Annotated in this window: 13 protein-coding genes; 4 read left to right on the top strand and 9 right to left on the bottom strand. The window is 68.9% G+C overall.

Features of this window, described 5'->3' with window-relative positions:
• Genes ACGFI6_RS16745 through ACGFI6_RS16725 form a run of 5 tightly spaced genes read right to left on the bottom strand, consistent with a single transcriptional unit; the run spans nt 1 to nt 5,572 of the window.
• Nucleotides 1–1,677 carry an ABC transporter substrate-binding protein gene (locus ACGFI6_RS16745; RefSeq protein ID WP_393119310.1) on the bottom strand — a complete coding sequence of 559 codons (1,677 nt, stop codon included), beginning with the start codon at nt 1,675–1,677 and terminating at the stop codon, nt 1–3.
• Entirely contained in the window at nt 1,674–2,657 is a 984-nt protein-coding gene (locus tag ACGFI6_RS16740; RefSeq protein WP_393119308.1) for an ABC transporter ATP-binding protein, read from the bottom strand. Before ACGFI6_RS16740 ends, ACGFI6_RS16745 begins: the two co-directional genes overlap by 4 nt.
• On the bottom strand, nt 2,654–3,652 hold the full coding sequence (locus ACGFI6_RS16735) for an ABC transporter ATP-binding protein (protein WP_393119306.1): 999 nt from the start codon (nt 3,650–3,652) through the stop codon (nt 2,654–2,656). The genes ACGFI6_RS16740 and ACGFI6_RS16735 overlap by 4 nt, the downstream gene beginning before the upstream one ends.
• Nucleotides 3,645–4,643: an ABC transporter permease gene (locus ACGFI6_RS16730; protein ID WP_393119304.1), complete on the bottom strand. Its 999-nt coding sequence runs from the start codon at nt 4,641–4,643 to the stop codon at nt 3,645–3,647. Before ACGFI6_RS16730 ends, ACGFI6_RS16735 begins: the two co-directional genes overlap by 8 nt.
• Nucleotides 4,643–5,572 (bottom strand): ABC transporter permease, encoded by a 930-nt coding sequence (locus ACGFI6_RS16725; protein ID WP_393119302.1) that lies wholly within the window; start codon nt 5,570–5,572, stop codon nt 4,643–4,645. The genes ACGFI6_RS16730 and ACGFI6_RS16725 overlap by 1 nt, the downstream gene beginning before the upstream one ends.
• Nucleotides 5,573–5,718: 146 nt before the next feature.
• Here ACGFI6_RS16725 and ACGFI6_RS16720 point away from each other — a divergent pair, with 146 nt between their 5' ends.
• Both ACGFI6_RS16720 and ACGFI6_RS16715 read left to right on the top strand, forming a co-directional pair.
• Nucleotides 5,719–6,570: an alpha/beta fold hydrolase gene (locus tag ACGFI6_RS16720; protein WP_393119301.1), complete on the top strand. Its 852-nt coding sequence runs from the start codon at nt 5,719–5,721 to the stop codon at nt 6,568–6,570.
• Entirely contained in the window at nt 6,570–7,274 is a 705-nt protein-coding gene (locus ACGFI6_RS16715; protein WP_393119299.1) for a nucleotidyltransferase domain-containing protein, read from the top strand. Before ACGFI6_RS16720 ends, ACGFI6_RS16715 begins: the two co-directional genes overlap by 1 nt.
• Here the strand turns inward: ACGFI6_RS16715 and ACGFI6_RS16710 are convergent.
• Genes ACGFI6_RS16710 through ACGFI6_RS16700 form a run of 3 tightly spaced genes read right to left on the bottom strand, consistent with a single transcriptional unit; the run spans nt 7,271 to nt 9,161 of the window.
• Entirely contained in the window at nt 7,271–7,924 is a 654-nt protein-coding gene (locus ACGFI6_RS16710; RefSeq protein ID WP_393119297.1) for a hypothetical protein, read from the bottom strand. The genes ACGFI6_RS16715 and ACGFI6_RS16710 overlap by 4 nt on opposite strands.
• Nucleotides 7,925–7,959: 35 nt before the next feature.
• Nucleotides 7,960–8,616 (bottom strand): hypothetical protein, encoded by a 657-nt coding sequence (locus ACGFI6_RS16705; RefSeq protein ID WP_393119295.1) that lies wholly within the window; start codon nt 8,614–8,616, stop codon nt 7,960–7,962.
• Nucleotides 8,613–9,161, bottom strand: a complete 549-nt coding sequence (locus ACGFI6_RS16700) for an RNA polymerase sigma factor (RefSeq protein WP_393119294.1) — start codon at nt 9,159–9,161, stop codon at nt 8,613–8,615. Before ACGFI6_RS16700 ends, ACGFI6_RS16705 begins: the two co-directional genes overlap by 4 nt.
• 91 nt (nt 9,162–9,252) lie before the next feature.
• Here ACGFI6_RS16700 and ACGFI6_RS16695 point away from each other — a divergent pair, with 91 nt between their 5' ends.
• Complete coding sequence (locus tag ACGFI6_RS16695) at nt 9,253–10,764, top strand: TldD/PmbA family protein (protein ID WP_393119292.1); 1,512 nt, start codon at nt 9,253–9,255, stop codon at nt 10,762–10,764.
• Nucleotides 10,761–12,167 (top strand): metallopeptidase TldD-related protein, encoded by a 1,407-nt coding sequence (locus ACGFI6_RS16690; protein ID WP_393119290.1) that lies wholly within the window; start codon nt 10,761–10,763, stop codon nt 12,165–12,167. Before ACGFI6_RS16695 ends, ACGFI6_RS16690 begins: the two co-directional genes overlap by 4 nt.
• On the opposite strand, the gene ACGFI6_RS16685 is transcribed toward ACGFI6_RS16690, so the two are convergent.
• A complete protein-coding gene (locus ACGFI6_RS16685; protein WP_393119288.1) occupies nt 12,168–12,833 on the bottom strand; it encodes a class I SAM-dependent methyltransferase in 666 nt (221 codons plus the stop codon).
• Nucleotides 12,834–12,935: the final 102 nt, after the last annotated feature.

Here is a 12,935-nt window from a genome sequence, read left to right as displayed (position 1 = left end):
CTACTTGCTCAGCCCGACGATCAGTTGGTTCGGGTACGGCGGGTAGGACGACAGGTAGAAGTTCTGGACCTTCGAGCCGTGCAGGAAGGCGTTGCGCGCGTAGACGAGCGGGACGATCGGAGCGTCCTGCATGATCTGCTTGTCGACGGCGCCCCACAGACCGGCCGCCTTGGTGCGGTCGGACTCGGCGGTTGCGGCGGCGATCGCCGAATCCACGGCCGGGTTCGAGTAGCGGGAAATGTTGTACCCGCCGTTGCCGATCTCCGACGATGCGAACAGCGGCTGGATGTTGCCGATCGCGCTCGGGAAGTCCGGCAGCCAGCTGGACACCGTCAGGTCGAAGTCCGGCTTGTTCCCGGTGATCAGATCGGTCAGCGGCTCGGAGTCGAGCGGCTTGATCGTGACCGTGATGCCGGCCCGCTTCAGACCCTGCTGGATCGCCTGCGCGACACCGAGACCGGTCGTGTTGTCGGCGGCCAGCACCAGGTTCAGGTTGCTGACGCCGGCGGCCGCGAGCATCTGCTTGGCCTTGTCGGGGTCACCGGCCGGCGGCGCCTGGTACAGGTCGTACTTGTTGTAGCCGTCGATGCCCGGCGTGATCAGCGTCGACGCGATCTCACCGCCGTACTCCGGTCCGCCTTCGGCCACCTGGACGGCCTGCTTGTCGACGGCGTACTCGATCGCCTTACGGACCGCCGGGTTGGCGAGCGCCGGGCGCTTGGTGTTCATCGCGAGGTACTCGAGGGCGCCGGACGGTGACGTGGCCACGCGGGCCTTCACCGCCGGGTTCCCGGTGATCGTCGGGATCAGCGCGGCCGGGACCGACGTACCGGTGGTGGCGGCGAACTTGTCGTCACCGGCATCCGCGATCAGCCGCTGGTTCACGACGTCGGGCTGCAGGCCCATGTCCATCACGATCGCGTCCGGCAGGCCGGTACGGGCCTCGTCGGTCGACTTGTCCCAGTTCGGGTTGCGCTCCAGCTCGAGCTTCGAGCCGGGCGTGTAGCTCTTCACCTGGTACGGGCCGCTGGCGGCCGGCTTCTCACCGTAGTGCGCCGGGTCGGTGTCGGCCTTCTTCGGGACCGGCGAGAACGCCGGCATGCTGACGATCCACGGCCAGTCGCCGTACGGCTTGTTCAGCTTGAAGATCACCGTGGTGTCGTCCGGCGTCTCGATCGACGCCAGCTCGCCGCCCTTGTACGGGCCCTGGTACTTGTCGCCGCCGACGAGCAGCGACTTGTGGTACCCGAGGCCGCCGGACAGCTCCGGTGCGAACGAGCGCTCCACGCCGTACTTGATGTCGGCGGCAACGATCGGCGAACCGTCGGCGTACTTCAGGCCGGACTTCAGCTTGTACGTCCAGGTCTTGCCGTCGTCGCTCACCTTGCCGGTGTCGGTGGCCAGGTCAGGGACCACCTCGGCGGCCTTGTCCGGCGAGGTCTTCCACGACGTCAGGCCGCGCAGCACCAGGTGGATCGAGCTGATCCCCAGGTTCTGGCTCTTGGCCGGGTCGAGGCTGATCTCCTTGCTGGTGGTGAGGATGTGCCAGGTGCCACCCTGCTCGGCGGCCGCGGTGCTCGCACCGCCGGGGGTGGCGGACTTGTCGTTGGCGTTGCAAGCGGCCGCCGCCAGCGCCAGCACGGCCGCTACCGCGACCGCTCGGGTGATGCGTTTCATGATGTCCTCTCAAGGGGTGGGGGCTCAGGGAAGTAGCAGGCGGCCCGGTGTTCGGTCGAACCCTGGACAGATTCGAGCACCGGTCGTACGGTCGCGCACACGTCCTGGACCTTGTAGCACCGGGTCCGGAAGGGGCATCCGGACGGCGGCGAGATGGGGGTCGGTACGTCGCCGGTGAGCACGATCCGCTCCCGGACCACGCCCGGCTCGGGCACCGGTACGGCGGACAGCAGCGCCTTCGTGTACGGATGCGCGGGCGCCTCGTACACCTGTGCGGCAGGGCCTTCCTCGACGATCGTGCCGAGATACATGACCGCGATCCGGTCCGCGACCTGCCGTACGACGGCCAGGTCGTGCGCCACCAGTACGTACGACAGGCCGAGCTCGTCGCGGAGGTCGGCGAGCAGGTTCAGCACCTGGGCCTGCACGGAGACGTCCAGCGCGGACACCGGCTCGTCGCAGACGAGCAGCTCAGGCTTCACCGAGAGCGCCCGGGCGATCCCGATCCGCTGCCGCTGACCGCCGGAGAACTCGTGCGGGTACCGCTCCAGGTGCTGCTCGGCCAGGCCGACCTGCTCCAGCAGCTCGACCAGCTGGCCGCGCGTCGGGCGCAGGCCTTGGGCGCGGAACGGCGTACTGAGAATGGTGCCGACCGACTGCCGTGGATTCAGTGACGCCTGCGGGTCCTGGAAGACCATCTGGATCTGCCGGCGGATCGGGCGCAGCCGGCGGCCCTTGATCGTGGTGACGTCCTTGCCGCCGATCTCGACCCGGCCCTCGGTCGGGTCGAGCAGCCGGGTCGCGACGCGCGCCAGGGTGGACTTGCCGGACCCGGATTCGCCCACGAGGCCGAGCGTTTCGCCCTTGCGTACGACGATGTTGACGCCGTCGACCGCGCGGACAGCCTGGGCCTTCTTCCACGGAGTGCCGCGCAGGCCGAAGTACTTCTTGACGTCCTTGAGGTGCAGCAGCTCGGTCATTTCAGCACCTCCGGGCGCCGACCGAGATGGCACGCGGCCTCGTGGTCGCCCTCGCCGGGCCGCGGGGTGAGCTCGGGGCGCTCGGTGACGCACCGCTCCCCCACCAGATGCGCGTACGCACAGCGCGGCTGGAAGGCGCACCCGGTCGTGATGGATCCCGGAGTGGGCGGGCTGCCCGGGATCGTCGTCAGCCGCCCCGTCGGCGGTACGTCGACCCGCGGCATCGCGCCCAGCAGCCCTAGGCTGTACGGGTGGGCCGCCCGCGCGAACAGGTCGCGCACGCTACCGCGCTCGGCCGCGCGCCCCGCGTACATCACCAGGACGTCGTCCGCGACCTCCGCAACCACGCCCAGGTCGTGCGAGATCAGCACCAGGGCCGTACCGAACTCCTCCTGGACGTCGTCGAGCAGGCGCATGATCTGTGCCTGCACGGTTACGTCGAGTGCGGTCGTCGGCTCGTCCGCGATCAGCACTCTGGGGTCGTTCACGAGAGCCATAGCAATCACGACCCGCTGCCGCATTCCCCCGGAGAACTCGTGCGGGAAGCTCTCGGCGCGGCGGGCCGCGTCCGGGATGCCGACCTTGTCGAGCATCTCGATCGCCCGGGTGCGGGCGACCTTCTTCGAGACGTCGTGGTGCAGCCGGTACGCCTCGGCGACCTGCCAGCCGACGGAGTAGTACGGATTCAGCGCCGACAGGGCGTCCTGGAACACCATCGCGATGTCGTTGCCGCGGATCTTGCGGAGCTCGTCGTTCGGCAGGCCGTTCAGCTCGCGGCCGTCCAGCAGCACCTCGCCGGTGACCGCAGCGTTCGACGGCAGCAGACCCATCACCGCGGCCGAACTGACGCTCTTGCCGGACCCGGACTCGCCGACGATCGCCAGCGTCTGCCCGGGCGCGACCGCGAAGTCGATGCCGTCGACGGCCGGCACCGGACCGCCCTCGGTGCTGAAGGTCACGTGCAGGTCATGGACTTCGAGAACTGGGTCAGCCATGGCTCACCCTCGGGTCGAGCACACCGTGCACTATGTCCACCACCAGGTTCGCGAGGATGATCAGGAACGCCGAGAACAGCGTCACGCCGACGACCACGGCCACGTCGAGCGTCCCGACCGCGCTGATCAGGAGATCGCCGAGGCCCTGCATGCTGAAGACCTTCTCGGTCAGGATCGCACCGCCGAGCAGACCGCCGAGGTCGAGGCCGAACAGCGTCACCACCGGCACCAGCACGCCGCGCAGACCGTGGGTGACGACCACACGGGCCTCGCTGGCGCCCTTTGCACGGGCCGTGGTGATGTAGTCGAGGTTCAGCTCCTCGAGCATCTGGGAGCGGGTCAGCCGGATGTACGAGGCCGCCTGCAGGATCGCGAGCACGATCCACGGCGTGACCAGGTGCCAGGCCCAGTCGACCGGGCTGTCGGTGAGCGGGATGTAGCCGCTGACCGGGACCATGTTCAGCCAGAACCCGAAGACCAGGATCGCCAGCAGACCGAGCAGGAACGACGGTGTCGAGACCCCGATCAGCGCGACGCCGACAGACAGCCTGTCGAGGAGGCGGCCACGGTTCAGCGCTGCGATCACGCCGAGCGAGACACCGAGCAGCAGCCACAGTACGGCCGCGCCGAGCGCGATCGAGGCGGTGATCGGCAGCCGGTTCATGATCAGCGTGGTGACCGGGCGGGCCAGGGGGAACGAGTACCCGAAGCAGGGCGCGTTGCAGTGCACCGCGGCCGCACCGTCACCGAACGTACGGCCGGCGAAGATCCCCTTGAGGAAGCTCAGGTACTGCTGGATGGTGCTCTGGTCGAGCTGCATGAAATGCCGCGCCTGCTCCAGGCGGTCCGGCGTACAGGGCTTGCCGCACGCGAGGTGCGCCGGGTCGGCCGGGATCGCGTAGAAGACCAGGTAGACGGCCAGGCTCAGCGCGAGCATGACGAGGAACGCTGCGAACAGCCGGCGAATGATGAACCAGACGAGATCGGGCATCAGTTCGTCCTCCGCAGCCGCACGTCGAACGCGTCCCGGACGCCGTCACCGAGCAGCGTGAACCCCAGTACGGCGATGAACAGCATCGCGCCCGGGAACAGCAGGAACCACGGGTCCGCGCCGGTGTAGACCCACGCGATCGAGTCCGAGATCGAACGGCCGAGGCTCGGTGTCGGCGGTGGTACACCGACGCCCAGGAAGGACAGCGCCGCCTCCGCACCGACGTACCCGGGAATAGCCAGCGTGGCGATCACCAGGACCGGGCCGAGCAGGTTCGGCAGGAGCTCGCGGGTGATCACCATCCAGCCGGTCGAGCCGACGCTGCGGGCCGCCTCGACGAACTCGCGGGTGACCAGCGAACGGGCCTGGTTGCGGATCAGCCGGGCCAGGCCGGCCCAGCCGAAGACGCTCAGCACGCCGACCAGCAGCAGGGTCCGGGACACCTTCGCCGGGACAATGATGCCGAGGGCAATCATGAAGACGAGCTGCGGGAACCCGAACAGGAAGTCCAGCAGCCGGGACACGATCGCGTCGTACCAGCCGCCGAAGTACGCCGCGCTGATGCCGAGCAACGTGCCGATCACCGTGGTGATGGCCGTCACCGTGATCGCGATCACCAGCGACGTCCGCAGGCCGAGCACGACGATCGAGAACATGTCCCGGCCGGTCAGCGGCTCGACACCGAACCAGTGGTCGCCGCTGATCCCGCCGAGCGCACCGCGCGGCGCATTGCCGCGGGCCGGATCGAGCAGATCGATGTGGTAGGTCGTCGCGTCCTGACCGGCCAGGCGCACCAGCAGCGGCGCCACGGCGGCGATCAGGATCAGCAGCGCGACCAGGAACACCCCGATGCGCGCACTGCGGTCCCGCCGGACCCGGCGCAGAGCTTGCCGGGTGGGCGATACGGTCCCGGCGACCGAGGAACTCACAAGCACTCCCGACTGGTCAGATTCTTACCGCCAACAAAAGCTAGGCCGCATCCTTCCACCACCCGCGTTGCATCTCGAATCCCGAGAATCTCGGGTTGGTAACTGCGGATTGGGTTAGCTGGGGCCGGATGGTTACGCTCCGCTGCGTGGAAGGTTCTGTGCGGGTCGACGAGCGGGTCGTTTTCTACAACATGTACGGCACCGAGGACGGCGTACCCGTGATCTCGTTCGGCGGTTCGCCGAGCACGCGGTGGAAGCGGCCGGACGCGGTCGCAGGAATCGTCGAGTCGGGCGTGTGGATGGCTCAGACGGACCGGCCCGGGTACGGCGGGTCGACGCGACTGCCCGGGCGTACGGTCGCGTCCGTCGTACCGGATGTGGTGGCGCTGGCCGACGCGCTCGGGTGGGAACGGTTCACGGTCTCGGGCGGCTCCGGGGGCGGACCACATGCGCTGGCGTGTGCTGCGCTGCTGCCGGATCGCGTCACTCGCTGTGCGGTCACCGGGAGTATCGCGCCGCCGATCGTCGACGGGCCCGAGCCGACCGAGGAGGAGGAAGCGGCGGATCCGCGGCGCAACCGCACCTCGTGGCTGGCTGTGCACGGCGACCTGCGGCCGGGGCTCGAGGAGACCGCGCAGACGATCATGAACTTGGTCGGGGAAGGTGGGCCCGAGATCCCGCCGGACCCAGGTACGGAGCCCGGACCGCCGGCCCGCGAGGATCCGGCGGCAATGGCCCGGCTGACCGCCACCTTCGTCACCAGCCACGACGGCTGGCTGGATGACCTCGTCGCGTTCGCGAACCCGTGGGGCTTCGACCTCGGAGACATCCACATCCCGGTCAGCCTCTGGCACGGCTCGGCCGACGAACGGTCCGGCAAGTACGCCGACCACCTGGCCGCGGCGATCCCGCATGCCGAACGCAAGTACTACATCGGTGGCCACATCCCGCCGGCAAATGCCTATCGCGAACAGTTGCACTGGCTGACACTGTCCTGATGGATCTCGCACGCCCGATCGATCTCGCTCGGCAATTGGTGTCGGAGTTGTACCCGGACGCGCGCGCCGCCTGGCTCGGCGGCAGCGTGGCACGTGGCGATGCGACTCCGACGTCCGACCTGGACATCACGGTTTTGCAGGACGGGCCGGCGCTGCGGAAGTCGATCGAGTACGGCGGCTGGCCGGTCGAACTGTTCGTCCACACCGAGAAGTCGCTGCGGTACTTCGCCGACAAGGACCAGGCGCGGCGGCAGCCGACGATGATGCGGCTCGTCGGTGAGTCCGTCGTACTGCTCGACACCGACGGGTCAGGCGCCCGGCTGCAGCAGGACTTCCTGGCCGAGGTCGCGGCCGGCCCCCGCCCGCTGACTGCCGATGAGCTGAGCCTGCTGCGCTACACGATCACCGACCTCCTGGAAGACCTGGCCAGCGCTGTCGGCGACGTACAGCTGGCAATCAAGTCGGTGCTGTGGCAGGAGGCGGCCCGGTTGTTGCTGACCGGCTCAGGCCACTGGTCCGGCACCGGCAAGGGCCTCCTCCGCGAGCTGACCACCTACGACGTTGCCCACGGCACCAACCACGCTGGAGCGCTCCTGGACGGCGTACGGGCGTCGGACGCCCGCCTGGTCACCGCAGTTGACAACATCCTCGCCTCCCACGGCGGCCGCCTGTTCGCCGGCTTCGAACTCACCGCAGACATCTAACCGAGCAGTTCCCAGCGGCGTTTGGGATAGAGGCGTAGGGCCAGGGCTGTGGCTGCGGCGCCTAGGAGGATGCCGGGGAGGATCCAGCGCCAGCCGGTGAAGGCGTTGGGGGTTGTGGAGACCTGTGTTTGGGCTGGAGGGGCGGGGGTTGGTTCTGCGGTTTGCAGCGGCTGTGTGGATTGTGGGAGTGCGAAGCCGTCTTGCAGGGCGGGGCCTCCCTGGAACTCGCCGCTGAGCAGTTTGAGGTCTTTGAGGAGTTGGATGAGCTTGGCGGGGTTGGAAGATCGGTGCCAGGTGGCTTTGGCTGGGCCTGCTTCGGCCAGGGTGTTTGCGGTGAGGATCCAGGGGCCACCTGGTGCGTTGGGGTAGATCATGTCGATGCGCCACACCGACATGTCGTGGATGAGCCAGGTGGCGCGGACGAACCGGCCGATGTCGTGGGGCCCGGGTGTGGCGGCTCCCGCCGGTTCGGTGAGGGCTTGGAACTCGGCGTACCGCGGGTCGTCGTAGCCGAACGCGGCGATCGACGGGGGTGCGCTGAGTAGGACGCTGGTTGGGCCGCCTGCTTGAGCAGGGACGGCGGTTGTTAAGAGTGCGATGACAGTTGCCGCTGCGAGTGCTGCGACCAGTGCGAGAGTGCGGCGGACCATGGCTGCTCCTTTCGCGACTGGTACACCGCTCGTGGTCAGGGGGTTCCCTTCGCCAGCTGGATGGCGCGGGCGCGGTCCACGCCCTCCAGACGGAACGTGACACCGGCGCGCTCCCAGACCAGTGTGGGTCCGGCGATCCGTACGACCCGCTTGTCGACCAGCACCAGCTCGTGCGGCGTGCTGAACCAGAACGCGTTGATCTCGGGCACGTACTCCAACTCGTTGTAGTACTGCTTGATGTACATCGGCTCGATACCGGAGCGGAATTGCTCGAGCCGTACGCCGACCCAGCTGGTTGCCACGAAGCCAGGTGAAGCCTCAACGCCTGTTGGTGTGCCGAGAGTCTTGGGGAGCTGCGGTGTGAAGCCGGCGACGCGTGCGGCGTCCGCCAGCGATAGGTGGGTCGTGACTGACGGTGGAGGCGGCGCGGTACTCGGGCCGGTGCCGACTGGTTGCGCCTGCACTCCCCCGATCCGCAGCCACTCCGCGACGGTTGCGCGGACAGGTGGCGTCAGTACGGCACCGGCCAGCAACACGAGGAAGCCGGCAAGGAACGCCCGCCACCTGTCCCGCAGGCGCTTCCGGGGCTTCACACCTGCCACACGGGTCAGTACGGCGGCGGTCAGGTCGTCAGGTGGCGGAGGTACGGCGGCTGAGCGCCCGACTGCTCGCAGTTCGTCGTCGAGGTTCATCGCTGCACCTCCTTGTCGGGTAGTGCGTCACGGAGACGGCCCAGTGCACGGTGCAGGCGGGACTTGACCGTGCCACGCGGACAGCCGAGTACTACTGCGGTCTCCTGCTCGTCCAGGTCCAGCAGGTACCGGCAGGTGACCACCCGGCGCAGCTGGTCTGGCAATGCGCGTACGGCGGCCAGCAACTCCGTACGGCGCTCTAGCGACACCGCTTGGTCAGCCGGGTCGAGTACTACGTCCAGGGGTACAGCCAGGTGCTCACGGCGCTCGCGGCGACCACGTGCTCTTACGGCGTTCTTGGTCTCGTTGGCAACGATCCGCAACAGCCACGGCCGGAACGCTGCGCCCTCCCGGAAGCCGCCCAGCGCCTTGTACGCCTTGACGAACGCCTCCTGCACTACGTCGTCCGCGTCGGCCCCTGCCCCGAGGAAGACAGCGGTCCGTTTGGCCACCGGGGCGTGCGTCTCCAACAGCTCGCCGTACGCAGCCGAATCTCCACTGCGCGCCCGAGCCGCCAGCTCACCGTCGTCAGCCCCGCCGATCACGCCTCCCTCGACTTCCCGTCATTGTGCCTACACCGCGGCCGCCGCCCGGGTTCCCCTGAAATTGTCCGGCTCGCTGTATAGGGTCTGTTTCGTGCCTGATATCGACGCAGCGTTTCTCGCCCTCCCCCGGCAGGATCTGGCCACGGCCGCCCTGCAGCGGGCCAGTGACCTCGGAGCCACCTTCGCCGAGTTCCGGCTGGAGCGGATCCGGTCCGAGTCCATCTCCTTGCGCGACAGCGTGCTGGAGAGTGCGAAGGACGACGAGGATCTCGGCCTCGCCGTCCGCGTCATCCACGACGGCACGTGGGGTTTCGCGGCCGGCGTCGCGCTCACGGTCGACGAGGCGGTCCTGGTCGCGGAGCAGGCGGTGAACATGGCGCAGGTCTCGCGGCCGATCAACGCCGAGACGATCGAGCTCGCCGACGAGCCGACCTACGACGACGTCACCTGGACCTCGTCGTACGAGATCGACCCGTTCAGCGTGCCGCGCGCCGAGAAGGTCGCCCTGCTCACCGACTACAGCGACCGGCTGCTCAAGGCCGAGGGCGTCGCGCACGTCAGCGTCCACGTCGCGACGGTCCACGAGTGCAAGTACTACGCGAACACGGCCGGCACGTCGTACACCCAGCAACGTGTCCGGATCGGTCCCGACATCACCGCGCACGCGGTCGCCGGCGACCGCATCGACTCGATGTCGTCCACCGCGCCGCCCGCCGGCCGCGGCTGGGAGTACCTGACCGGCACCGGGTGGGACTGGGACACCGAGCTCGCGCAGATCCCCGGCTGGCTGGCCGAGAAGCTCGCCGCCCCGACCGTCGAGCCGGGCACGTACGACGTCGTCGTCGACCCGTCCAACCTGTGGCTCACGATCCACGAGTCGATCGGCCACGCGACCGAGCTCGACCGCGCGCTCGGCTACGAGGCGAACTACGCGGGCACCAGCTTCGCGACCCTCGACCAGCTCGGCACGCTGAAGTACGGCTCCCCGGTCATGCACGTCACCGGCGACCGCACCGCGGAGAACGGCCTGTCCACCGTCGGGTACGACGACGAGGGCGTGGCCGGCCAGCAGTGGGACCTGGTCAAGGACGGCATCCTGGTCGGGTACCAGGTGGACCGCCGGATGGCGAAGAAGAACGAGGACGTGCTCGGCACCGCACGCTCCAACGGATGCGCGTACGCCGACTCCTCCGGCCACATCCCGATCCAGCGGATGGCGAACGTCTCGCTGCAGCCGGCCGCCGACGGCCCCTCCACCGAGGAGCTGATCAGCCGGGTGCAGAACGGGATCTACATCGTCGGCGACAAGTCCTGGTCGATCGACATGCAGCGGTACAACTTCCAGTTCACCGGCCAGCGGTTCTACAAGATCACCGACGGCAAGCTCGACGGCCAGCTCCGCGACGTCGCGTACCAGGCCACCACCACGGACTTCTGGGGCTCGATGGAGGCGGTCGGCGGCCCCCAGACGTACGTCCTCGGCGGCGCGCTGAACTGCGGCAAGGCCGAGCCGGCGCAGTCCGGCGCGGTCAGCCACGGTTGCCCGTCCGCCCTGTTCCGCGGAGTCCGCATTCTCAACACCACCCAGGAGGCCGGCCGGTGACCGCCGTACAGCTCACCCCGCAGGACACCGTCGAGCGGGGCCTGGCCCTGGCCGCGGCCGAAGGCGCCGACGGCTGCGTCGTGCTCGTCGCGGAGACGTCCAGCGCCAACCTCCGCTGGGCGAACAACACTCTGACCACGAACGGCGCGATGCGCGGCTCGAGCGTCACCGTCATCGCGACCGTCGGCTCCGGCGAGGGGACCGCGGCGGGCGTCATCGGCCGCTCGTCGGTCACCGAGGACGCACTCCGCGAGGTCGTCTCCGCCGCGATCGCGACCGCTCGCGCCGCGGGTCCGGCCGAGGACGCGCGGCCGCTCGTCGACGGTGCGGCCGACGCGGACTGGGATCTCGAGCCGGAGGAGACCACGGTCGGCGTCTACGAGAAGTTCGCGCCGTCGCTCGGCGAGTCGCTACGCCGGGCCACCAACGAGAAGCGCCGGCTGTACGGCTTCGCGAACCACGAGGTCACCACGCTGTACGCGGGCTCGTCGACCGGGCTCCGCCTCCGCCAGGCGCTCCCCCGCGGGTACGTGTCCTCCACCGGCAAGAACACCGACCTGAGCCACTCGGCCTGGGTCGGCACGGCCACCCGCGACTTCACCGACGTCGACGCGCACGCGCTCGACAGCGAGCTGACCCGGCGCCTCGGCTGGGCGAACCGTACGGTCTCCGTCGACGCCGGCCGGCACCCGACGATCCTGCCGCCGACCGCCGTCGCAGACCTGATGACGTACCTGTACTGGCAGCTCGACGGCCGGGACGCGTTCGAGGGCCAGACCGTGTTCTCGCGGACCGGCGGCGGCACCCGGATCGGCGATACGCTGTCGTCACAGCCGGTCAACCTGAGCTCGGACCCGGCCCTCGCGGGGCTCGAGGCGTTCACGTTCGCCGTGGCCCGGTCGTCCGGCGGCTCGTCGAGCGTGTTCGACAACGGTCTCGCGCTCGCGGCGACCGATTGGATCCGCGGCGGCAAGCTCGAGCACCTGATGACGAGCCGGTACACCGCGGACCTCATCGACGTACCGAAAGCCACGCCCGGCATCGAGAACTACGCCCTCTCGGTCGACGGCGGCTCCGGAGCGACGGATGACCTGGTGGCTGGTCTCGACAACGGTCTGCTGGTGACCTGCCTGTGGTACATCCGGATGGTCGACCCGCAGACCCTGCTGCTCACGGGCCTGACCCGCGACGGCGTCTACCTGGTCGAGAACGGCGAGGTCACCGGTGCGGTGAACAACTTCCGGTTCAACGAGAGCCCGGTCGACCTGCTGGCCCGCTTCACCGCGGCCGGGGCGACCGTGCCGTCGTTCTCCCGCGAGTGGGGCGACTTCTTCTCGCGTACCGCGACGCCGCCGCTACTCATCCCCGACTACAACATGTCAAGCGTCAGCCAGGCGAACTGATCACTGTTTGGTGAGCGCGACCTGCCAGAGGAGGCGTTGGCCCTCCTGATACGGAGTGAGCTCGTCGAGCTGCCACTGCTCGGCGAGCTCACTGATCAGGTCCTCGCCGAAGAACCGGCCGACGAACCCGTCGTGGACGGACAACCCGTCACTCAGCCGCTGCCAGTTCTGCGAGCACGGGTCGTCCGTGGACCACACCGCGTACACGAAGAGGCCGCCCGGGCGCAGCACCCGGTGGACCTCGCCGACCAGTGACCGCAGCTCGGACGGCGAGAATGCCATGTTGAGCAGGAGGTTCGCGAACACGGCGTTCACGGTCGCGTCGGCCGGCGGCAGCGGATCCCGTACGTCGTGCAGCGCGGCCGTGACGCGATCGTCGAGCCCCTCGCGCTGTGCCGCGTGCCGCAGCTGGTCGAGCGCCGTCTCGCTGAAGTCGGTCGCGTGCACGCTGAATCCCTGCCCGGCCAGGAAAAGCGCGTCCCGCCCGTGGCCGGAGCCGAGCTCCAGTACGTCATCGATGCCTGCGGCACCGAACAGCTCGGCCGCCCGGCGCACCGCGGCCGACGGCTCCGCACTGTGCAGCTGCGGCCGGCCCGCGTACGCGGAATCCCAACGTTCTTGCTGAGCTCTGGCAAGCTCTACATGTCCAGTGTTCCGTGTGTGCATTGTGGTGCTCCCCGTGTTCGTCACGCCGGTCTGGACGATCGGCAGACCGCAGCAGCCTACGTCAGAACTTTGAGTAGACGTACTCAAGCGGCCAACCGTTCC

This window comes from Kribbella sp. NPDC048928 (genome assembly GCF_043197975.1).
GTDB lineage: Bacteria > Actinomycetota > Actinomycetes > Propionibacteriales > Kribbellaceae > Kribbella.
Note: the sequence above shows the minus strand (reverse complement) of the source record. Positions and strands in the feature narration are given on the sequence as shown.